This is a genomic window from Streptomyces caeruleatus, from assembly GCF_001514235.1.
GTDB lineage: Bacteria > Actinomycetota > Actinomycetes > Streptomycetales > Streptomycetaceae > Streptomyces > Streptomyces caeruleatus.
In genome coordinates, this window is the sequence record NZ_KQ948924.1 from 697,520 (window position 1) to 719,501 (window position 21,982).

The following is a 21,982-nucleotide window of genomic DNA, read 5'->3' on the forward strand; positions in this document are numbered from 1 at the left end:
GTCGGCGCCGAGGCCCGCGGCGCCGAACGCCCAGGCGGTGACGCCCTCCCGGGGGCCGAAGCCGCCGATGTTCAGGGGCAGTCCCATGGCGAGCAGGGCCAGGACGGCGAGCGGCAGCAGGGCGGCCACGGAGGCGGCGGAGCCGGCGATCCGGGCGGCGAGCACGAACATCGCGAGATGGCCGGCGAGCACGACGACGGAGGAGACGGCGACACCGGGTCCGTTGCGCCGGGACAGCAGGGCCTCGCGCGCCTCACCGAGGGTCGCGCGCAGGGCCGTCGGCTTCGTCCGGTCGCGGCGGGACGGCGCACGGTTCATGCGTACGGCGGCCACGACGGCGAGCGCGCCCACGGCGGCGAACAGCACGAGCGGGGTGAGGTCACGCACCTCGTTCAGCACCGGCGACGGCATGGTCAGCAGCACGACGGCGCCGACGACCCCGAGGGCGAGCTGACCGGCCGTCCGCTCCAGAACGACCGCGCGCACACCGCGTCCCAGGTCACCGGCGCTCTGCCCGTGCCGGACCGCCCGGTGCACGTCGCCGAGGACGCCGCCCGGGAGGGCCGCGTTCAGGAACAGGGCGCGGTAGTAGTCGGCGACGGCCGCGCCGAGCGGCAGCCGGATCCTGAGGCCCCGGGCCACCAACTGCCAGCGCCAGGCGCTGAACACGGTGGTGACGGCCCCGATCCCGAGGGCGACGACCAGAGCCGTCGCGTCGATCCGCCGCAGCCCGTCGAGGAAGACGCCGGTGCCGAGCCGCCAGAACAGCACGACGAGGATGGCGACGCCGACGGCCGTGCCCAGGTGGGTGCGGACGGCGGGGGTGTTGAGGCGGGACAGCAGGGCGCGGAGGGGACGGGGGCGGGGGCGGGGGCCCGGCGCGTCGGGGGCGGCGGCTTTCGCGCGGGGCTCGGTGACGACGACGCCGATGCGGGAGGGGGAGACGGCCAGGGCGGCGGGCGCGGGGGCCGGGGCGGGCGCCAGGGCAGGCGCGAGGGCCGGGGCCGGGGGCGTCGCGGGGGCCGGGGCGGGGGCCGCCGTACGTGCCGCCGTACGCCGTGTGACGCGCAGCCTTGTCACCGTCTCCACGCTCATGACGCTCCGCCCGTCGGCCGGCACAGTGCGAGCAGGTCGCTGTGGTGGACCACGACGTGCAGTTCGCCGGCCTCGCAGGCGGCGAGCCGTTCGGACAGGTAGCGGTCGGCGCGCTCGCGGAGTTCGGGGCGTTCCTCGACCGCCGCGCCGACCCAGCCGCGCAGCCACTGGGCGGTGAGCGCCGACTCGGCGGGGCCGAGCCGCCAGGGGCTCGGGTGCACCTGCACGGTCGCGCCGTGTTCGGCGAACGCCTCGGCCGCCGCGGTGATCGCGTCCGGTCCGAGCATGCCCGAGCGACGCTGGTGGGCGTTGAACGCCTCGGTGATCTCCGTGTCCAGCGGGTCGGACGGGGTGAGTTCGACCCGCCCGGCGACGGAGAGCGTCAGCAGCGCCGGGCAGCCCGCGCCCGCACACGCGGCGGCGAGGGTGTCGACCTCCTCGCGGGTGAGGACGTCGAGCAGCGCGGAGGCGGTCACCAGCGAGGCGCCCTTGAGAGCGTCCGGGGTGAGGCGGCCGATGTCGCCGCGGCGGGTCTCGACGGTCACCCGGCTGCCGTCGGCGCCGGAGCGCGGGGAGGCAACGGCCGCGAAGTGCAGCAGGTAGGGGTCGCGGTCGTGCAGGATCCAGTGCTGGGCGCCGTCCAGATGGGGTGCGAGCCAGCGGCCCATGGAGCCGGTGCCGCAGCCCACGTCGTGGATGACCACTCCGGCGCGTCCGGGCAGGTTGGCGAGCCGGATCCGCAGCGGATCGAGCAGTTCGTGGGCCCGCGCCGCGGCGTCGGCGCCTTCGCGCAGCTCCAGCCACTCGGGGGCGTAGCGGGGCGGGTCGTCGGGCCCGGCGTCCCGGAGTCGTACGGTGGCCCGCTCGCCGGGGCGGAAGGTGGGCCCGGCTCCGAGGATGACGGCGTCTTTGTCGGGTCCCGCCGGTCCGGACACGCCGCTGATGTCGCCCACCGAGCTCACCGAGCCCTCCGAGCCCTCCGCGCCCTCCGAGCCCTCCGCCGAAACGATCCCGCGCTGCGGCTCGGGCGATTGCGCCGCGTCCGTGACGTCCGTGACGTTCGTGGCGTCCGTGGCGTCCCTCGGTCCGGGCTGAGCCGGGATGGTCCCGCCGGCCGGTGTCGTCGCCGTCTTCCTCATGCCGCCCTCCGGGGTTCGTTCGGCAGCCGGCCCAGTACCGCGGCCAGGCTGCGGGCCGTGCCGGCCCAGCCGTTCAGGGCGGCCCGGCGTCCCCGGGCCGCCGCCTTCAGTCGGCGTCGTACGTCCGCCTCGCCGAACCAGCCGCGCAGTTCGGCGGCGATGGCGGCGGGGTTCTCCGGCGGGACGAGGATGCCGGGGACGCCTCCGTCGGGGGCCCGGCCGACCGCCTCCGGCACTCCCCCGACGTCCGTCGCCAGTACCGGGATACCGCGCGCGAGCGCCTCCGTCACCGCCATGCCGTATGTCTCGGCGTAGGAGGTGAGCACCATGAGGTCGGCGGAGTTGTAGCTGGCGTCGAGTTCGGCGCCGGCCTGCGGGCCCGCCAGGATCAGCCGGTCCTTCAGGCCGTGCCGTGCGATCAGCGACCGCAGTTGCGCCACGTACTCGGGATCCTGGTTCAGCCCGCCCACGCACACACAGCTCCACGGCAGGTCGGTCACCGTCGCCAGTGCCTCCACCAGCCGGTGCTGTCCCTTGCGCGGAGTCACGGCGGCGACGCACAGCAGGCGCGAGACGCCGTCGGTGCCGGACGCGAGGGGCGCGATGTCGGCGCCGGGGGCGGCGACATGGACCCGTTCGGGGGCGAGGCCGTGGTGGGAGACGAGGCGGCGGACCGCCCAGTCGCTGGTGGCGATCACCGCGGGGACGGCCCGGAGCACGGTGCGCTCCCGGGCGTCTAGCTCCGCGGCCACGGCGGGGTCGAGCCCGGTCTCGTCGCCGAGCGGGAGGTGGACGAGGACCGCGAGCCGCAGCCGCTCGGCCTCCGGGACGACGATCTCGGGCACGCCACAGGCGACGAGCCCGTCCAGCAGGACGACGGTGCCGTCCGGGAACTCCCGCAGCGTGCGGGCCAGTTCCGTGCGGGCGGCGGCGTCGGGGCTGGGCCAGCTGCCGTCGACCGCGTGCTTGTGCACCTGCCAGCCGAAGCCGGGCAGGTCCAGGCTCACGCGCCGGTCATAGGCGTTGCCGCCGCTCGGCACGGTCGGGTCGTCGACGCCGCCCGGCATCACGAAGTGCACGGAGCGCAGGGACATGGGGATGATCTCGGCGTTCTTCAGGACGGAGTGCTGGACCGGTACGTAGCCGAGCTTGGTCTTCTCGGCCGCCCCCGTCGTCCCCGTCGTCCCCGCCGTCCCCGTCTTGTCCGGGCCGGGCTGGTGCAGGGCCCTCTTCTCCAGGGTCACGTCGGTCACAGGGCACGCTCGTAACTCGCCCACGCGACGTGCGACTCGTGCAGCGTGACGGTGAGACCCGCGAGGCCCCTGGCGCCCTCGCCGAGCGCGCCCTTCTCGATCCGCTCGGCGAGCCGGTCGGCGATGACCTTGGCCAGGAACTCCGTGGAGGTGTTGATACCGGCGAAGTCGGGCTCGTTGTCGAGGTTGCGGTAGTTCAGCTCACCGACGACGGCGCCGAGTTCCCGGGTGGCCAGTCCGATGTCGACGACGATGTTGTCGTCGTCCAGCTGCTCGCGCCGGAACGTGGCGTCCACCAGGAACGTCGCTCCGTGCAGTCGCTGCGCGGGCCCGAAGACGTCGCCGCGGAAGCTGTGGGCGATCATGATGTGATCGCGGACGGTGATGCTGAACAACGGACGACCCTCCAGGTGCGGTACGCCTAGTCCCCGGCTCATCGCTGCCGGGGATGCCGTGTAGTACGGCTCTTGGCTTCCCCGTGTTCAGCCGTCTCTCACTCTTTTCTCAGGTCAGGCGCTCTTGTCGTCCCCAATTGAGCGAGTCCGTCAGGGCGTGTCCGCGTACCTGACGCGGTGACAGAGCGCCGGGATCTCCCCGGAGGCGAGCTTCGGCATCACTTCGGGCAGTTCCTCGAAGGCGCTCTGCCCGGTGACGAGCGCGTCCAGGGCGGGGTCGGCGAGCAGGTCGAGGGCCAGGGCGAGCCGGTCGGCGTAGGTGCGGCTGCCGCTGCGGGCGGGGGAGACGGTGCCTACCTGGCTGCTGCGGATGTTCAGGCGCCGGGAATGGAAGGCCTCGCCGAGGGGCAGGCCGACACGCCGGTCGCCGTACCAGCTCAGTTCGAGGACGGTGCCCTCGGCCCTGAGCAGTTCGAGGGATTTCGCGAGTCCCTGCTCGGTGGCGCTGGCGTGGACGACCAGGTCGCACTCGCCGAGCGCCTCCCCGGGCGAGGCGAACGCGACGCCGAGTGCCTTGGCGACATCGGCCCTGCCCGGATCGGCGTCGACCAACTGGAGCCGTACGCCCGGGAAGCGGGCCAGCAACGCGGCCACCGAGCAGCCGACCATGCCGCCGCCGACCACGGCGATCCGGTCGCCGACCAGGGGCGCGGCGTCCCAGAGGGCGTTGACGGCGGTCTCGACGGTGCCGGCGAGGAAGGTCCGTTCGGCGGGCACGGTGTCCGGTACGACGGTGACGGCGCTCGCGGGGACGACGTAGTGGGTCTGGTGCGGGTAGAGGCAGAAGACGGTGCGGCCGAGGAGTCCGTCGGGTCCTTCCTCGACCGTCCCGACGTTCAGGTACCCGTATTTCACGGGGGCGGGGAACTCGCCCTCCTGGAACGGTGCCCGCATGGCCGCGTGCTGGCTCTCGGGGACGCCGCCGCGGAACACGAGCGTCTCCGTGCCCCTGCTGACTCCGGAGTACAGCGACCGCACCAGGACGTCACTCTCGCCCCGTTCCGGCAGGGTGACCTCCCGGATCTCTCCTTCACCCGGAGAGCTGAGCCAGAACGCACGTGCGGTGCGGTTCATCGGAATCCTCCTGAACGATCGGGAAGCTGTTCACGTACCGAGGTGTGCACAGGTCGCGCACAGTACGCGGCCTTGATCGACTCTGTCATCTGGCCGGAGGAATGTGCGGTGGCCCTGAACAACACGTACGAAGCAAGGCTGGTCCAGCAGGAGACCGCTGTGGGAGCGGGCGTGCAGATCCTGTTGCTGGCCCTGCTCGGTTCGGCGATCGGCATGGGGCCGGCGGGCTGGTTGACCGGCCTCGTCTTCGCCATCGCCACGTGGGCGATGCTCTCGCTGGCACTGCACCGGTCCGGGCTCCGCTCCTTCGGCCCGGCGAACCGGGTCACACTGGGCCGCGCGACGCTGGTGGGCGGCGTCACCGCTCTGGTGGCGGACTCCTCCGAGAGCTCGCCGCCGGTGACGCTGTTCGTCGGCCTCACGGCCGTCGCTCTGATCCTCGACGGCGTGGACGGCAAGGTGGCCCGTCGCACGGGCACGTCCACGGCGTTGGGCGCGCGCTTCGACATGGAGGTCGACGCGTTCCTGATCCTGGTGCTGAGCGTGTACGTCTCCATGTCGCTCGGCCCCTGGGTCCTCCTCATCGGCGCCATGCGCTACGCCTTCGTCGCCGCCGCCCGCGTCTGGCCCTGGCTCAACGCCCCGCTCCCGCCGAGCACTGCCCGCAAGACAGTCGCCGCTCTGCAGGGCGTGCTCCTGCTGCTGGCCGCGTCCAGCTTCTTCCCGTACGCGGCCACGTTCGCGGTCACCGCGACGGCTCTGGCCGCGCTCGTCTGGTCGTTCGGCCGGGACGTCCTGTGGCTGTACCGCACGTCGCGTACGCAGCGGGGGGCGCGCGTGACGAAGGTTCGCGAACTGGTGGCCTCCGGCGGTTGAGCCGGGGTGCCTGCGGCGGCCCGTGCCGGTGGGGGTTCGCCTGCTGGCGTGCTGCGAAGCCACGGTGCGCCGTGCCGTGCCGGTGCTGCACTTCACGGCTGCCGACGGTCACTTTCCAGGGCCGGCCCAGGCACTTCTAGCCCGTCCGGCGCTTGAGGACGAGGCCGAAGGCCGATGGGGGGTCCAGGGGGCGCAGCCCCCTGGCGGGGTCGAAGGGGCGGAGCCCCTGGGGATGGGACGGGTAGGGGCGGCGGGGGCGAGGAAAGCCTGGGAGGGCCCGGGTGTGCCGCAAGTCGGTGCGGCCTATCGGCGTGGAAGCAACCCGATCGCCGCAACCGGTACAGCCGCCAGCACCAGCCAGGGCACAGCCTCGGGAAGACCGGAGTCGAGCAGGGTGCCCGTCGCCGAGCTGCCGATCAGGACGATCAGACCGGAGACGGAGGACAGCGCGCCGGTGTAGAGCCCCAGTCGGCCGTCCTCCGCGAGGTCGGGCACCCACGCACGGGCGACCGGTGCGACGAGCATCTGCCCGAGGGTGAGCAGGACGACGAAGCCGGCCGCGGGCAACAGACCTGCCGCACCCGTCCAGCCGGCAGGCCGAGCGGCGCCCACGACCGCGAACCCCACCGCGATCAGCAGCAGCCCGGCCACCATGGACCGGCGCAGGGTGAGCCGCTCCCCCACCCACCGGGTGACGGGCAGCTGGGCGGTCACGACCAGCAGCGAGGACAGGGCGAACAGCCAGGCCAGGGCTGTCTGGGAGCCCGTGGCGCGCTCGACCTCGTCGGGGAGGGCGAGATAGAGCTGGTTGTAGGCGAGGAGGTAGGCACCGTACGCGCAGCACAGGGCGAGAAAGCGGCGGTTGCGCAGCAGCTTCCCCATGCCGCCGCGGAACTTGACGCCTCCCCGCCCGGGTATGTGCTGCGGCAGCAGCCACGCGTGCCCGGCGAGGACGAGGACGAAGATGCCGGCGCCGACGAGGCAGACCGTACGGAAGTCCACCGAGAGCAGGAGCGCGCCGAGCAGCGGTCCGACGAAGGCGCCCGCCTGTCCGGCCACGGTGAGCAGGGCGAGCACGCGGGTACGGGAACCGGCCCCCGACTCCTCCCAGAGCACCGCCTGCCGGGCCACCTCGGACTCCACGGCCGGTGAGAACAGCGCGGCGGCGAACCCGATCAGCAGCACTGAGCCTATGACCGCCCAGGTCTCACGTGCGGAGCCGAGCCATACGAACCCCGCGATCCGCAGGACGCAGCCCATGAGGACGACCGGCCGTATGCCGTAGCGGTCGGCCAGCGCCCCGCCCACCACGAAGAGGCCCTGTTGGCTGAAGGTCCGCAGCCCCAGCACGAAACCGACCATCCAGCCCGCCATGCCGACGGCCTGTCCGAGGTGTTCGGAGAGGAAGGGCAGGACGGCGAAGAAGCCGATGTTGAAGGCGAATTGGGTGAGGATGAGGAGGCGGAGGAGGGGGGAGAGCCGAGGCTGGTCCGGTGCCTTTCGGCACAGGCCGCGGGAGATGAGCGATGCCATCACTGCTTCACCAACTGCCTGACCGGTGACTGCTCTTCGGGCATCGACCGAGCGGCGGTCTCGCTCCCACCGCGCCGTCGCCGCGCGCCCCGCACCCCTCCGGCCGCCGTCACGGCCAGCGCGCCCAGCAGGGCGAGTACGGCGGCGGGGGCGAGGACCGCCCAGGGGGCGCGCTCGGCGTAGGGCTGGTTCTCGGCGAGGAGGAGGCCCCACTCCGGGGAGGGGGGCTGGGCGCCGAGGCCGAGGAAGGCGAGGGAGGCGAGGGCGAGGGCGATGCCGGGGAGGCGGAGCAGGGCGTGGCGGGTGACGGGTGGGACGACGGCGGGGAGGAGTTCGTGGCGTAGGAGGTACCAGGGGCCGGCGCCCAGGGCTCGGGTGGCCGTGAGGTGGAGGGCGGCGCGTTCCTGCTGGAGCAGTGCGGAGGTGTGGGCGGCGAGCGGTGCCCAGGCGACGGCGGCCACGGCGAGGGCGGGGGTGGCGGTTCCGCTGCCGACGACCGCGGTGACCAGCAGGGCGACGAGGACCGGCGGCAGCGCGGTGACGGTGTCGACGAGCGGGCCGGACAGCCGGGGCAGCAGGCCGAGTGCCAGGCCGGTGAGCAGGGTGGCGGCGGTGATCGCGAGGGCGAGCAGCAGGGTGTCGAGGGCGCCGTGGGCGACGCGGGCGAGGACGTCCCTGCCGAGGGCGTCGGTGCCGAACGGGTGGGACGGGGAGGGGGCGGCCAGGCGCTCGGCGGTGTCGAGGGCCAGGGGGTCGCGGGGCAGGCCGCAGACGATGACGGTGAGGAGCAGGCCGGCGTGGACGAACGGCAGGATCGTGCGGGCGGGCGGCGCCGGCCGGTGCAGGGACGACAGCTCGCCGTCCCGCAGGGCCGGACCGATCAGCAGGCGGGTGAGGACGTGGGCCACTCCGGCGGCCACCGCGGCGAGCAGGACGAGGGCGAGGGTGCCGGCCTGGAGGACGGGCAGGTCCTGGGCGAGGGCGGCCTGGAGGGTGGTGCGGCCGAGGCCGGGTATGTCGAAGATCTGCTCGACGGTGACCGATCCGCCGGTCAGGCCCACGACGAACAGGCCCGTGTTGGGCAGCAGTCCGGGCAGGCAGCGGCGCAGGGCCTGGCAGGCGACCGTGCGGCCGGGGAGGCCGCGTGCGGTGGCGGCCAGCGCCCAGGGCTCGGCGAAGGCGCCGGGCAGCAGGTCGTCCAGGAGCCTGCCGAGGACGGCGCCGGCGGGCAGGCCGAGGGCCAGTGCGGGGAGGATCGTCCACTGGGGGCCGTACCAGCCGAGGGCCGGAAGCCAGCCGAGTTGGACGCCTACGACCGTGGCGAGTACGGAGGCGGTGAGGAACTCGGGCAGGGCGGCGAGGACCGCGGAGCCGCTGCCTCCCGCGCGCCGTCCGTCGAGTCGGCGGTGGGCGCCCAGCCACAGGGTGCGGGCGCAGATCAGCGCGGCGGTGAGGGCCGCGACCGCCAGGGCCACCGCCATCAGCATCAGGGAGACGCCGACGGCCTGGAGGACGGCGGGTGCGACCTCGTTGCCGGAGATCCAGGACCGGCCGGCGTCTCCGTGCCACAGCCCGCCCAGCCAGTCACCGAGGAGGTGGAACGGGCCGCGGTCCAGGCCGAGTTGGGCGCGGATGTCCGCGAGCACCTCGGGCGTGGGGTCGCGTTCCGCCGAGCGGGCCTTGAGCACGGTGAGCGCCGGGTCGGTGTGCGTGAGCCAGGGCAGTACGCCGATGGCGCACACCAGGGCGGCCGCGATCCCCGCACGCCACAGAAGCGTGACTGTCTGGTGTCGCACGCGTCAGCGCCGGGTGCCGATGCCGACGAGGGTGCGCTCGTACGGGTCGAGGAGCGCGCCGCGGACTGAGCCGCCCACGCCGGTGATGACGCGCTGGTGGACGAGCGGTACGACGGCGTCGGTGCCGAGGATCTCGGCCTCGGCCGCCATCGCCGCGTCCTGGCGCTCGGCGGTGTCCGCTGCCTTGGCCACGGCCCGGTCGACGTCCTTGTCGCAGAGCAGGGCCAGGTTGTAGCCGCCGTCGCAGGTGTAGTCGCTGGCGAGGACGCCGACGGGGTCGCCGGTGTCGACCAGGCTGTTGCGGGCGCCGACGAACGCGTCGAACCTGCCGTCCAGCGCGTCGCTCTCCAGCCGCGAGTACTCGCGCACCTCCAGCGTGACCTCGAACCCCGCCTTCTCCAGCTGCTGCTTCAGCACCTGGGCGACCTCGGGCAGTTCGGGCCGGTTGTCGTACGTGGCGATCGTGATGCGGGTCCCCTCGGGCTTGCCCGCCTTCGCACGTCCGGCCGGCTCGGTCCGCTTGCCCGCGGCCCAGGTGACGGCGGGCCCGTAGATACCGGCGCCGGGGTCGGCGTAGCCCTCGTAGACGCCCTTGGCGAGCGCGGAGGTGTCGACGGCCTCGCGGGCGGCGGCCCGCAGTGCGGCGTCCTTGAAGGCGCCCTTCCGGGTGTTGAGGAGCAGGCTCGTGGTGCGGGTGGTGGCGGTGGCCTCGACGGTGTCCTTGTCGAGGGTGGCGGCCTGGGCGACGGGGATCGCCTCGGCGAGGTCGACCTGGTCGGTGCGCAGGGCACTGGCGCGTGCGGTGCCGTCGGCGACGAACTTGACGTCGATGCCGGGGGCCTGGGCGCGGCCGCCCCAGTAGTCGTCGTAGCGGTCGAGGGTGACGGCCGTGGCGCCGAGGACCTTGGTGAGCTCGAAGGGTCCGGTGGCGGTGCCGACGGGGTCGACCTTGTCCTTCGTGCCGTAGGCCTTGCCGGAGAGTACGGCGAGGGACGGGCTGGACAGGCGCAGCGGGAGGACGGGGTCGGGGGTCTTCGTGGTGATCCGTACGCCGGTGCTTCCGTCGGCCTTCGCGGTGAACGTGACTCCGGCGAGGCCGGCGGGGGCGGGCTTGGCCTGCGCGGCGTGGGTGAGCGCGGTGGCGACGGCGGCCGGGGTGACGGTGGAGCCGTCCTGGAAGGTGGCCTCACGCAGGGTGAAGAACCAGGTGCGGTCGTTCTCCTGGCGCCAGGAGGCGGCGAGGGCGGGGGCCGCCGCGCCGTTGGCGTCCAGCGCGGTCAGGCCCTCGGTGACGCCGAGGCGGCTGAGGATGGTGGCGTCGGCGCCGTACGGCGAGAGGTTCTCGGCGGGCGGGAAGGCGAGGGCGACGCGCAGGCGGGAGCCTCCGTCGGCGCTGTCGGCGGAGTCGGTTCCGCCGCCGGAGGCGAAGCAGCCGGCGAGAACCGGGGCCAGCGCGAGGGCGAGGAGCGGGCGGAGTCGGCGTGGCACGGGCTATCGCTCCATCGGTATCTCGAAGTGGACGACGCCGATGGCGCCGTCGGGGTTCTCGCGCTCGTCCAGCACGACCTTGCCGCGCGAGCGCCAGAAGGCCTCGGCGCCGGGGACCTTCGGGTCGGTGTGCAGATAGACGGCCCGGTAGCCGCCGTCCGCCGCCGCGAAGGCGAGCAGTTCGTCGACCAGCCGCCCGGCGAGGCCGTGCCTGCGGTGCTCGGGGCGGACGTAGACGCGGCGCAGCTGCGCGGTGTCGCCGGAGGGGTAGCGCTCGGCGAGGTCGCGCGGGTTCGGCGGGTGGGCCGGGCCGTGGGAGTCGAGGGCGGCGGTGGCGACGACACCCTTGTCGCGCGGGTCGAGGGCGACGAGGAGGGTGTGGCGGGGGGAGGCGAGGTAGGCGGCGACCGGGTCGATGATGTCCGCGTGCCAGCGCGGCACATAGCCGGTGCCGAAGTCGTGGTAGACGGTGTCGAGCATCAGGGCCCGCGCACCGTCGAGGTCGTCCGGGCTCGCCGCCCTAATGCTGTAGTCGTGCACTTGCACATCATAGGCATCAAGGGCGAAAGGCCTTTCCGCCCACCCCTCCCTCCGGCACAACACCCTTACGCCTCAGGTGATTTGACAGTGCGCGAAGATCAACGCCAACCTTGCTACATGACATCCATTTTCAAAAAGGATACCCTGGCGGCGAAGGCGGGGTGCCGCTGATGCGCATCGCGTTCGTCGGCAAGGGCGGCAGCGGCAAGACCACCCTGTCGGCGCTCTTCTCCCGCCACCTGGCCCGCTCCGGGGCGCCCGTGCTGGCCATCGACGGCGACATCAACCAGCACCTCGCCGAGGCACTGGGCCACGACGGCGACCCCCTGGACGCCCCGCCGCTCGGCGCCCACCTGCGGGACATCAAGGAGTACCTGCGCGGCACCAACCCGCGCATCCCCTCCGCCGACGCCATGATCAAGACCACTCCGCCCGGCCGCGGCTCCCGTCTGCTGACCCTGCTCGGCGACGACGAACTGCACGCGCGGCACGTCCGGCGCGTGGGCGACGTACCGCTGATGGTCACGGGCGAGTTCGACGAGAGCGACCTCGGGGTGGCCTGCTACCACTCCAAGCTCGGCGGGGTCGAGCTCTACCTCGGCCACCTGGTCGACGGCCCCGGCGAGTACGTCGTGGTCGACATGACAGCCGGCGCGGACGCCTTCGCCTCGGGCCTGTTCACCCGCTTCGACATGACCTTCCTCGTGGCGGAACCCACCCGCAAGGGCGTCTCGGTCTACCGCCAGTACCGCGACCACGCCCGCGAGTTCGGCATCCGCGTCGCGGTCATCGGCAACAAGGTGACGGGCGAGGACGACCTGCTCTTCCTCAAGGAGGAGGTCGGCGACGACCTCCTCACCCACCTGGTCCACTCCTCCTGGGTCCGCGCGGCCGAACAGGGCCGGGAACAGGGCGAGTTGGAGTACCAGAACCTGCACGCCCTCAACGTCCTGCGCGAGACGGTCGACGCCCTGCCGAAGGACTGGGCCACGACGCACGGCCACGCCGTCGAATTCCATCTGCGCAACGCCCGCGCGTGGGCGGACGACCGGACGGGCGGTGACCTGGCCGCCCAGATCGACCCGGACTTCGTGCCGGGCCCGCCGGCCCTGGCCTGACGACGACCACCCCCCTCCCCCACCCCCCCTGAACAGGAAGGCACACCATGTCTCTCGACGTCTCCCCGAAGCTCCTCGCCGAAGCTGAAAGCGGTGACATCCGCGAGGAGGACTTCGTGGCCACCGTCCGCACCTCGCTGCCGTACGCCTACGACCTGATCGCCTCCCTCGCCACCGAACTCCGTGAGGGCACGGCCGACTTCACGGACAACCAGACCCCTCCCCCGTCCGAGAAGGAACGCGGCCAGCTCCTGCGCGCCCTCGCCAGCGACGCGATCCGCGGCAGCCTGGAACGGCACTTCGGCGTGACGCTCGCCTTCCAGAACTGCCACCGGGTGGCGGCGTTCCGGCCGGAGGCACGGGACGGGGAGAGGTACGCGCGGTTCACGTCGGTGCGGTCGCAGGTTTTGAATCAGTCGCCGGAGTTCCGGGACTGCTGAACGTCGGCCGGCGCTGGACCCCGCCGTCCCTTCGATACGTCGGGGTGCTGCGTCCGTATCAGCTCATACGAACAGCCAGTCACGATCGACCCGCGCCAACTTCACGAACCGCCCGCTCTCCGTCACCCAGGGATGCGGCGTTCGAAAGCGGGTCAAGTCCTCCATGGACACCACGACCGCGTCCAGCTGCTGTGCCACGCTGAGCACCAATTGAGGAGAGGACGCGGGAACGGTCACGATCAGACCCTCTCCCACCCCTCGGTCCACGATGTGCCTGTCCTCGTACTCGACCGAGTCAACTAGGTCCGTTCCCAGCACGGTCACCACACGGTGGTCCGGATAGCGACGTTTGATGGCGGTGAGAGCAGACCCGAGCAGACGAACACTGGGGGGACGAGGCGACGCTGCCGTACGACCGGCCGTCATGATGCCGCGTCCGTCGACGACCAGGCTCGGTGTCTCCTCGGCTCCCGTTGACTCTGGCGAAAGCCCGTGTTCAAAGGATGTCTCCGTCGTCGGAGGCACCGGCACGGCCTCGCTCACAGCCGGTTCGGTGACGCGCCTGAGCAGTCGTTCAAGTTCGCGATCCAGCCCTTGGGCGATGGGGGTGCCATCCGGGCCGAAGCAGTCCAGTTCCTCGTCCAGGATGACGGCACCGGTGTGCCGGGCCTTGGCATGCACTTTGAGGATGCCGCTGCGGTCGTAGTGGTAGTCGACGTCGAACACGTTACTCGGAGGCTCGGCACCCGGCTGCGGCACCGGCAGTTCGAGTCGTGCGAGGGGGAAGGTCCGCTCATCGTCCGCGGCACGTTTCCCGTCGCCCTCGACGATTTCCAGGACAACCTTGGAGGCCCCACGGACCGCTGGCATGGCACTGCGCGTACCACGGGCAGGCAGGGTCGAGTAGCGAGGGACCAAGGTGGCGAAGCCGCGCCGTCCGCCCGCTTCGAAGGACAGACCGAGGTCGTGGCTCGTGGCGACCGAGATGGTGGTCTCGGGGACGAGGCCGTCGATCTCTGCCGCCGTGATGGCAGCTCCTCTCGCGACCGCCGTCATCGGCTTGCACAGTCGGGCGTCGACGACGGCCTTGCCCAGGACCCGCTCGACCTCGCGTCGCACCAGCGGAATCTGTGAAGTGCCACCGATCATCAGTACGGCGTCCAGATCGTGCGCGGTAAGACCCACGTCCTGAAGGCACTCGTCCAGCGGGACGAGCGCGCGGCGCACCAGCGGTTCGACCGCTTCCTCGAACTCCTCCCGGTGCACCACGACGGGAGGCAGGCCGCCGAGCGGCTCGAAGAGCACCTGATCCGTGCCGGGCTGGGAGAGCACGATCTTTGTCAGTTCGACATGGCGTCTCCAGCGGCGCGCTTCCAACCGGGTCAGTCTGTCGGGATGGGTGCCTAGTTTGGCGAGCACCAGCTTCACCAGCGCCTCGTCGAACTCGAGGCCCCCGAGCGCTGTGATGCCGCGCGATGCCATCTCGTCGAAGATGCCGTCGTAGTGCTCGAGGACGGTGACGTCGATGGTGCCGCCGCCCCAGTCGAAGACGAGAAACCGTCCTTCACCAGGGAAATCGTGCGCATAGCTGATCGCTGCGGCGGTGGGTTCGTTGATCAGGGCCTTGACCTTGATCTTCGCGAGTCGCGCCGCGGCCCGGGTGCGGTAGCGTGCGGCTCCTGTGGCGTTGGCCGGCACCGTGACGACCGCCTCCTCCATCTCTCGGAGGTTGCGGCGCACTCCAGCTCTCATCTGATCGAAGAGGGCCGCGGCCACGGCCGTGCTGCGGAACGGCTCATCACCGAACCAGACCTCGTGTTCCTCCGGCACGGTGCCGGCGGGGAGGCTCTCGTCCTCGTCCATCGCCCTCGGCCGCGAGGCGAGCATGCGTTTGACCGCGTCCTGCGGTTCCGCCGTCTCGCATTTGGCGGACCAGCCGAAGCACAGCGTGCGTTGAATGTCCCGCAGGGAGACGACGGAGGGAAAGAGCTCGTCGAAGCCGGGCCTGTTCCACTCGGCAGGCAGCGCGGCGCTGTCCACCCGGATCACCTCGGTGCCGTTCCCGGTCCACCGGGCGACGACGGAGTTGCTCGTCCCGAAGTCGATGCCGAATGTCATCGGTCGCTCCCTCCGTCGGCGACGGGGGCGGTGGGCCCCGACAGCATGCGTCTCATCTCGCCCCGTTGAATGATCCGTCCGGTGTGGCTGTCTGCGTAAGCCGGCGCGAGGACTTCGTAGGTGCCGCTGTCCGTGTGCTCCGTCGGATTGACCAGGTTGAAGGCCTCTGGGTCGGCGGCGGTGATCCTCGTGAGCCCGGAACGGCGCATCTCCTCCTCGATACGCAGCCTTACGGCCCCGATGTCCTGTCCGGTCTGCGCCGTACGGTCGATCAGCGCCAACTGCGCCAGGTGCTCTTCGTGTACGCGCGTCGCGTTGAGTACGGCCGTGCGCAGGGCCTCATCCACGGCCGCTTGCACGGCCCGCTGCACAAGACTGCCCATCTTGCCCGCGGTGGACTGTGCTCCCGCGATGGCCGCGTCCAGTTCCGCGGTGAGTCTTCGGCCGACTTCCTGAGCAGCGCTCGCACCCGCCTTCATGGCCGCACGGTCCACCTTCGCCGCGATCTTGTCGCTCAGGATGCGGAACATCACCTCGGGGTCGGAGCGGGGATCGACCAGCGGGCCGGCGGTGACGGGTGCGCCAGACGCGTCGTCGACTCGCTTTCCAGGGCCTGTGCCGCTGGCGTTGCCCGCTTCGGCCGTCGCCGGTCGAGTTCCCTGGTCGTCCCGGCGGGCAGCTTGATTCGCCTCGCCGCGAGGCTGACCACTGCGGCTTCTGCCCTTGGCGGGCCTTGTGCGCACTCCCTCGAACTCTTTGATGTGCCTGGGTTCGGCCGTCGGCTTGTGGGGCTTCTTCTTCGGGGGCATCAGTTGTCGTTCCTCAGTCTCGCGGCGCAGCGGCCGATGATCTCCCGGGCCGCCTCGGTGGCGGTCCACAACTGCTCTTGTCCGTCACTGGGGCCGGTGCGGCGCTCCAGAGGCCGCGGGCCGGGTTGAAGCACCTCACTGCGGTCCTCGGGCACCCACAGGAACCGCTCGTTCAGCGGGATTTCGTAGAGGACCTCAGCGTCCTGCCCCAGGCGGTGCGCCGTCTCCCTGCGCCGGATGCGGTCCTTGGCCCCGTTGATGTACTCCAGCTGCTCCGCGGCCACTTGTCTGCGCAGGTCCCGCCACCCCTGCCCCCACTCGGAGGAGCCATGTTCGACGCACAGGGCGAGATAGGGGTTGAGGACATCGTGCGGCTTCGCCTTGACCCGCAGGGACTGCAGGAGTTCGCTGAGGATCCTCAGGCGCCTGCGTTGTGCGCCGTCCACTCCCCCACGTCGTGTGCCACCCCGATTCAGCACGTCTTCGAGAAGGCCGACACCTTGATCGAGTCGGTCCCGGTCGCCTGGGCGGGCGTGCAAGAAGATCAGATACGCCTGGACGGCCCGTGCCTCGCGGTCCGCCGCGCCGGCCGCTCCGTGAGGCTCGCGGTTACGCAGGACAGTCGCCTGCTGCACGACGGCGCGCACCGCTTGTTCCGTCCGCTCCGGCTCACAGGCCATCGCCCAGTGCATGTCGTCCAGGAGCCGGTACAGGCGTCGGGTCCCGGCCCAATAGTGGAACGCCGTGTTGCCGGAGATGAGGCGGCCGTCGGGGACGCAGTCCTCCAGCAGTCCGAAGAGCGACCGATCGCGGCCCAGACGCGCGTCGACCGGTGCGCCGCGCCGCACCCGACGCAGGGACAGCACAAGGTCGGCCAGGTCCAGGGGCAGGTCCTGATCTCCGTAGGATTCGGTTGGGTCGAGGGCCGAGACGTCGCCGCCCAACAGAGCGGACCGGAGGCTCCACTGGTCGTGCCCGCTGTCGGCGGCGTATACGGTGCCGCCCGCCCACAGGATTCGACGGCTCTCCTCGTCCCGCCATTCCAGGGCTTCGACGTCGGCGTCACCGAGCTCGCCAGGTAGCAGACGTGCCGTCACATACCTGACACGATCATTCTGTTGTGGCCAGGTGTGGGGCGCGACGTTCCGTCGGAGAGCGCCTTGGTCGATCAGGTCGTCCACGACGGAGAGCGGCAGGTGTTCGACGAGCCGTTGCCAGGCGTCTGTCGACAGAACGGCACGTCCTCGCGCCTCGGCGGCCTCCAGATGCAACTGCCATGCGTCGAGGACATCCGGTTGCGTGTCCGGTGCGGGCAGACGGCCAGAGCGTATCGCCTCGGCACGCGAACGCTCCTCCTCGATGAGAACAGGGAGACCGCCGGCGGCCAGATCGACAAGATGCCCTATAGCAGGCAGCGGGGCAGCCCTGCCCAGCAGGTCGACGGCCTCGACAGCCACCGCCGTCAGCGGGTCGTCTGCACGAGAAGCTCGGGCCAACATCCGGTCGAGAAGCGCGAGATCCTCGCCCGCCTCGTCAACAACCCGCCGTAGGGTCTGCGTCACCCGGTCCGGCAGCAGGACCGGTTGCGGAGCAGGCTCGTCCGGCTCGGGCTCCGCGCCGAACCCGGACAGCACGTCGCTCTCACCAGACCGTCGCCGGGCGCGCAACGGGGCCAGGGCGCCGCTCTCCCGGGCCCGGCGCCGCTGCTCGCGCCGCTGCAGTTCGGCGCGCCTCAGGTCTTCCACATCTGCTGAGGCAGCCGGTTCCGTCGTCATCAACGCAGTCCCCCCTTCCCCGCGCACGTCCGATTCCCTCCCCGAAAGCGGTTCCGTCGCGGTGAACGCCCCGATCGTAAGGCAGACAATCACCGACTTCGTAGCCAAACGTCATCGTCACCAGCAGAAACGACACGCGGAGGCGTCCAGCCCCGGGCGCGAAGTCGCCGCGACGCTGTCGCTTCAGCCGACCCGCGTCCATTGCCGGCACCTGTTGGTCTTGAAGTACTCCCCGTTGTTGAGGGTCACCCGCCCCGGCCCGTTCAGGTTGTTGTTGGCGATGATGGAGCCGAATTCGCCGCTGGCATCCTTGGCCCGCTCCCAGTAGCAACCGAACTCACTGTCCGGGCCGACCGTCTTGTAGGTACCAGCCTTGATGTCCTCGCCAACCAGGTACTCGCCCTCCCCTGAGAAGCTGGTCGCGGGACCGGGCTCCTTGGTCTTCTTGGGCTTCGCGTTCACCGTCTTGGTCACAGTGACGGTGGGCGCGGGCGCCGCGGCTTCGGCCTCGGCGGTCTCGGTCACGGTCACGGTCGGCCGGGGCTCGGCCTTGGTGTCGGCGGTGTCCCTGCCCGTCTCCGCCGAGCCGCTGCTGTTGCCGATGCCGACGCCGATGAACAGGGAGACCAAGGCGACCGCCCCGTACTTCATCCACCGTCTGCGAGCACGGGCGGGCTGTTCGGGGCCGGTGGGGGTGCCGAGGCCGAAGGGGCCCTGCGATCCGTGGTCAGGCTGCGGGGAGGGATGCTGGAAAGTCATGGACGTGCTCCGTTTCCGTGGCGTCGCGTTGCGTGTGACGTGATGGGGATGCGGGAGGAGGGGGCGGCACCACCGCATCCCAGAGCTCCCTTCGGCGACCGGGCTCGCGCGCCGGGACTCAGCGGCCGCGGATCTTCCGCCCCGTCTCGGTCGCCGGGTAGAGGATCGCCTCGGCGACCCGGCCGCCGGAGTCCTTGACTCCACCGCTGAAGTTGAGGCGGCCGGAGGTGCCGGTCTTGGCGGCGACCCCGTCCCAGTACTTCGCCTCGCGCTCCCAGTGGATGCCGTCCAGGAGGCACCAGGTCGTCGGTACGGAAGGCGGACGCCGGGTCGCTCCACGGCATGGTGTGGTGGGCGGCGATGCCGATCCCGGCGAGGACGGCGGGCGCGGTGATGGCACCGCGCTCGGTGAAGTCGCGAGCGTGACGAGCGATCAGCTGTCCCAGGATCGGCACGACGGCGGCCTCCACTTGCTCGGGCCGGTACCCCGCCGGCAGTTCGTCCTCGTGCACCGACTCGGCGGACCGCTGAAGACCGTTCCGCCCGTAGAGCGTGGTGACGACGAGGGCGCGCAGCGCGGAGAGGGTGACGACCTCGCGGTCGCTCGCGGACACCTGCCGCTTGCTGACGTTCACGAGCCGCCCGAAGGGAACCCGCTGCCCGTCCACGTCGACCCGCACCGAGTCGGCGACCAGATGAGCGAGCTGCGTGCCGTAGTCGCGCTGGTCCATGGACATGGCCAGGTTCTTGGCGACGGCCACGCCCTGCACGTTGCGGTCGTAGAAGATCTGCCGGGCGTCGGCGGGGGCGAGGTCGATGTACAGCTCGAACGAGAGGCGCACCTGGGCGAGTTCCGGGTACGTCAGGCCGTGCGCCTCGGGATCGTCGTGGAGGTCGTGCCAGGCGGCGGTCTGGGTCTCGCCGTCGATGGCGATGACCATGGTGCCCGGCGCGATGGTGAGGGTCCGCAGGCCGCTGCCGGGCACGAGTTCGTCACTCAGCGCGGCGAGCGGTCCGGCGTGCCACAGGGTGACCGGCGGCGTTGACCAAGCGGCGCCGAGTTCGCCCTTCAGCCCGGCGGCGATGTATTCGGCGTACGGGTCGACGTTCTTGCCCTTCTGTGAGGACTTCAGCGTGCGCTGCACGGTCGCCCGCAGTTCGGCGTGCCGGCGCACCAGGCCCGAGGCGGCCTTCAGCTTGCGCGGATCCTCCTCGGCGCGGGGCGACGGCACGAGCTGGACGAGTGTCGGCACGGACATCGTTCCGACGACGGCGTCGGCGCGGAACGGCGCCACGGTGAGCTGGGTTCCCTCGACGACAGCGGTCGGCATGGTCAGACGCATGAGACTCCCCCGGAGGTCAGCAGCTCCCACTCGGAAGCAACACAAGAGAAGCATGCCGTGAAAGCATCGTCAAACACATTGACGGATTTGACGAGTGCTGTAGGTTGTTGACTGTTCACTCCAGAGAGGCTCAGGACTCCCGCCATGCCCCAGCCATCCGCACAGGTGACCGCCGCCGAGATCTCCCGCATCGCGGGCGTCACGCGCGCCACGGTCAGCAACTGGCGTCGTCGGCACGAGGACTTCCCCGCGCCGACCGGCGGCACGGAGAGCAGTCCGCTGTACGACCTGGAGGCCGTGCGTGCGTGGCTCGCCTCGCGCGGTCACGAATCGGCGGCGACGCCGGCGGAGGAACTTCGTACGACTCTCCGCCTGCACGGCCAGGGCGGGGGCAGTCGGTCGGAGCACTCGTTGCTCCTCGTCCTCTCGGCGGCGGGGCGCTCACCGGAGGAGCTGACCACGGCCACGCGGTTGCCGGACGCGGAGCTCGTCGCTCGCGCGGAGCGCGACGCGGCGACAGTGGCCGAGGCCGTACCGACCGCTGACCCCGTCCATTTCGAGGCGGGTGACGCGCCGATGCTCCGCGCGCTGTACGCGTGTGTACGCGACGAGGGCGGCCAGGCCGCGCTGGCCGTGCTCGCGGAACGGGAACTGGAAGACAGTGCCGCATCCGGCGCGTACCAGACCCCCGCGCCGCTCGCGGACCTGCTCGCCCGCCTGATCCCCGGCTCACCAGCCCGCGTCCTCGACCCGGCCTGCGGCAGCGGCAGCCTGCTGGCGGCTGTTGCCCGCCGGGGCTCACACGAGCTGTACGGTCAGGACACGCTTCCCGTGCAGGCCCAGCGCAGCCTCGTGAGCCTGAAGCTGACTGCCCCCGAGGCCACGGTCACCGTGCGCGCCGCCGACAGCCTCCGCGCGGACGCCTTCCCCGACCTGGTAGTGGACGCGGTGGTCTGCAACCCGCCCTACGGCGTCCGCGACTGGGGCCACGACGAATTGGCGTACGACCCCCGCTGGGCGTACGGCGTACCGGCCCGCGCCGAGTCGGAGCTGGCGTGGGTACAGCACGCGCTGGCCCATCTGACACCGGGCGGCTACGCGGCCCTGCTTCTGCCGCCGGCCGCGGCCGGGCGTGCGTCGGGGCGTCGTGTGCGGGCTGAGCTGGTGCGCAGTGGGGCACTGCGGGCAGTGATCGCGCTGCCGGTCGGGGCGTCGGTGCCGTTGCACGTCGGGCTGCAGGTGTGGGTGTTGCAGCGGCCGGAGCCGGGTGGGCCGGAGCGGAAGTCGGTCCTGTTCGTGGATGCGGCGGCCGAGACGGTGGCAGTCGGGCGTGGTGGTACGGCGGTGCCCGCCGCCCGCTCGCGGGGGGTGGGCCGGTCCGCATCCCTGGATTGGCCGGCTTTGACGGCCCGAGTGCTTGGAGTGTGGCGGGCGTTCATCGAGAGCCCGGAAGCCTTCGAGAGCGAACCCGGCGTCGCACACGCGGCAAGTGTGGTGGATTTGCTGGACGACGTGGTGGACCTGACCCCGGCACGGCTCGTACGGGCGTCACGGGCGGAGGTCGATCCGGCGGAGCTGTCGGCGGAGGTCGACGCGGCGCGCCGGAGTCTGGTCGGAGCCGCGAAGTCCCTTGCGCGGACGGCCGGTCACGAGGGCTGGAGCACGGCGGGCGACGGCTCGGCACGCGAGTGGCGGACGGCGACGGCGTCCGACCTCGCGCGAGGTGGGGCGCTGACGCTGTTGCGGACGGTGCCGGAGGGTACGCGGGGCCGGGCGGAAGGCGGGAGCGAGGGCGGGAGCGGGGAGCAGCCGCATGCCCAGGCAGTGCTCACCGGGTCGGACATTGCACGCGGGTCGGGCCCCACGGGCGACCCGGCGGAGCTACGTGGCACCGCCGCGCCCCTGATCGCCGTCGGGGACGTCCTCGTAAGGGCGGTCGCGAGCGGCGACGGCCCGATGGCCCGGGTCGCGGGCGACGAGGACACGGGGGCGCCGCTCGGCCCTCACGTCCATCTCTTCCGGCCGGACCCGGCACGCCTGGACGCCTGGTTCCTCGTCGGGTTCCTGGGCGCGGAGGAGAACATCGCGGGCGCGTCGACGGGCAGCACGGTCCTGACGGTCAGCCCGGGCCGACTGCGCGTGCCGCTGCTACCGCTGGAGGAGCAGCGGCGGTACGGGGAGGCGTTCCGGCACGTGCACGAGCTCCGGGCGGGGGCGCGGCGGGCGACGGGGCTGGCGGAGGAGACGGCGCGGTTGCTGGCGGGCGGGCTCACGGGAGGCCAATTGCTGCCGTCGAAGGAAACCGCGGAGGTACGCGGCAGCGGCAGGGGTGGCGATTCGCCCCGTTAGGCACGCAGACCTTCACACATAG

17 protein-coding genes and 1 pseudogene are annotated in these 21,982 nt (G+C 71.9%); 4 read left to right on the plus strand and 14 right to left on the minus strand.

Going from position 1 to position 21,982, the window contains the following annotated elements; genetic code table 11:
* Nucleotides 1–3: 3 nt before the first annotated feature.
* The 5 genes and pseudogenes from AQJ67_RS48905 to AQJ67_RS03125 form a co-directional block, all read right to left on the minus strand.
* A pseudogene (locus AQJ67_RS48905) lies at nucleotides 4–1,095 on the minus strand (lysylphosphatidylglycerol synthase transmembrane domain-containing protein); the annotation flags it as partial.
* Nucleotides 1,092–2,234 carry a class I SAM-dependent methyltransferase gene (locus tag AQJ67_RS03110; protein WP_062716392.1) on the minus strand — a complete coding sequence of 381 codons (1,143 nt, stop codon included), beginning with the start codon at nucleotides 2,232–2,234 and terminating at the stop codon, nucleotides 1,092–1,094. The gene AQJ67_RS03110 and the pseudogene AQJ67_RS48905, both read right to left, overlap by 4 nt.
* A complete protein-coding gene (locus AQJ67_RS03115) occupies nucleotides 2,231–3,487 on the minus strand; it encodes a glycosyltransferase family 4 protein (protein WP_079055730.1) in 1,257 nt (418 codons plus the stop codon). Before AQJ67_RS03115 ends, AQJ67_RS03110 begins: the two co-directional genes overlap by 4 nt.
* On the minus strand, nucleotides 3,484–3,882 hold the full coding sequence (locus AQJ67_RS03120; protein ID WP_062716393.1) for a 6-pyruvoyl trahydropterin synthase family protein: 399 nt from the start codon (nucleotides 3,880–3,882) through the stop codon (nucleotides 3,484–3,486). Before AQJ67_RS03120 ends, AQJ67_RS03115 begins: the two co-directional genes overlap by 4 nt.
* Nucleotides 3,883–4,032: 150 nt before the next feature.
* Nucleotides 4,033–5,016 (minus strand): zinc-dependent alcohol dehydrogenase, encoded by a 984-nt coding sequence (locus AQJ67_RS03125; protein WP_062716394.1) that lies wholly within the window; start codon nucleotides 5,014–5,016, stop codon nucleotides 4,033–4,035.
* A 108-nt stretch (nucleotides 5,017–5,124) separates the two neighbouring features.
* Between AQJ67_RS03125 and AQJ67_RS03130 the strand changes: the two genes are divergently transcribed.
* A complete protein-coding gene (locus AQJ67_RS03130; RefSeq protein ID WP_062716395.1) occupies nucleotides 5,125–5,892 on the plus strand; it encodes a CDP-alcohol phosphatidyltransferase family protein in 768 nt (255 codons plus the stop codon).
* A gap of 303 nt (nucleotides 5,893–6,195) precedes the next feature.
* Here AQJ67_RS03130 and AQJ67_RS03135 read toward each other — a convergent pair whose 3' ends face one another.
* The 4 genes from AQJ67_RS03135 to AQJ67_RS03150 are packed head-to-tail and all read right to left on the minus strand — an operon-like array spanning nucleotide 6,196 to nucleotide 11,249.
* A complete protein-coding gene (locus AQJ67_RS03135) occupies nucleotides 6,196–7,425 on the minus strand; it encodes an MDR family MFS transporter (protein ID WP_062716396.1) in 1,230 nt (409 codons plus the stop codon).
* Nucleotides 7,425–9,221 (minus strand): ABC transporter permease subunit, encoded by a 1,797-nt coding sequence (locus tag AQJ67_RS03140; RefSeq protein ID WP_062716397.1) that lies wholly within the window; start codon nucleotides 9,219–9,221, stop codon nucleotides 7,425–7,427. The genes AQJ67_RS03135 and AQJ67_RS03140 overlap by 1 nt, the downstream gene beginning before the upstream one ends.
* Before the next feature lie 3 nt (nucleotides 9,222–9,224).
* Entirely contained in the window at nucleotides 9,225–10,709 is a 1,485-nt protein-coding gene (locus AQJ67_RS03145) for an ABC transporter substrate-binding protein (protein ID WP_062716398.1), read from the minus strand.
* 3 nt (nucleotides 10,710–10,712) lie between these two features.
* Nucleotides 10,713–11,249 (minus strand): GNAT family N-acetyltransferase, encoded by a 537-nt coding sequence (locus tag AQJ67_RS03150; RefSeq protein WP_062716399.1) that lies wholly within the window; start codon nucleotides 11,247–11,249, stop codon nucleotides 10,713–10,715.
* A 170-nt stretch (nucleotides 11,250–11,419) separates the two neighbouring features.
* Here AQJ67_RS03150 and AQJ67_RS03155 point away from each other — a divergent pair, with 170 nt between their 5' ends.
* A complete protein-coding gene (locus tag AQJ67_RS03155) occupies nucleotides 11,420–12,367 on the plus strand; it encodes an ATP-binding protein (protein WP_062716780.1) in 948 nt (315 codons plus the stop codon).
* A 47-nt stretch (nucleotides 12,368–12,414) separates the two neighbouring features.
* Nucleotides 12,415–12,807, plus strand: a complete 393-nt coding sequence (locus tag AQJ67_RS03160; RefSeq protein WP_062716400.1) for an SCO5389 family protein — start codon at nucleotides 12,415–12,417, stop codon at nucleotides 12,805–12,807.
* A 63-nt stretch (nucleotides 12,808–12,870) separates the two neighbouring features.
* Here AQJ67_RS03160 and AQJ67_RS03165 read toward each other — a convergent pair whose 3' ends face one another.
* The 5 genes from AQJ67_RS03165 to AQJ67_RS03190 form a co-directional block, all read right to left on the minus strand.
* Nucleotides 12,871–14,925 (minus strand): Hsp70 family protein, encoded by a 2,055-nt coding sequence (locus AQJ67_RS03165; protein WP_062716401.1) that lies wholly within the window; start codon nucleotides 14,923–14,925, stop codon nucleotides 12,871–12,873.
* Nucleotides 14,922–15,455: a hypothetical protein gene (locus AQJ67_RS03170; protein WP_062716402.1), complete on the minus strand. Its 534-nt coding sequence runs from the start codon at nucleotides 15,453–15,455 to the stop codon at nucleotides 14,922–14,924. Before AQJ67_RS03170 ends, AQJ67_RS03165 begins: the two co-directional genes overlap by 4 nt.
* A gap of 278 nt (nucleotides 15,456–15,733) precedes the next feature.
* The gene (locus tag AQJ67_RS47450) at nucleotides 15,734–17,509 is read right to left on the minus strand and encodes a hypothetical protein (RefSeq protein WP_159058705.1); all 1,776 of its coding nucleotides are present in this window, start codon (nucleotides 17,507–17,509) and stop codon (nucleotides 15,734–15,736) included.
* Between the two features lie 183 nt (nucleotides 17,510–17,692).
* On the minus strand, nucleotides 17,693–18,268 hold the full coding sequence (locus AQJ67_RS03185) for an Rv1352/Rv1906c domain-containing protein (RefSeq protein WP_244190346.1): 576 nt from the start codon (nucleotides 18,266–18,268) through the stop codon (nucleotides 17,693–17,695).
* On the minus strand, nucleotides 18,265–19,611 hold the full coding sequence (locus AQJ67_RS03190; RefSeq protein ID WP_244190347.1) for a ParB N-terminal domain-containing protein: 1,347 nt from the start codon (nucleotides 19,609–19,611) through the stop codon (nucleotides 18,265–18,267). Before AQJ67_RS03190 ends, AQJ67_RS03185 begins: the two co-directional genes overlap by 4 nt.
* 144 nt (nucleotides 19,612–19,755) lie before the next feature.
* Here AQJ67_RS03190 and AQJ67_RS03195 point away from each other — a divergent pair, with 144 nt between their 5' ends.
* Nucleotides 19,756–21,960, plus strand: a complete 2,205-nt coding sequence (locus AQJ67_RS03195) for an N-6 DNA methylase (protein ID WP_208614891.1) — start codon at nucleotides 19,756–19,758, stop codon at nucleotides 21,958–21,960.
* Nucleotides 21,961–21,982 lie beyond the last annotated feature (22 nt).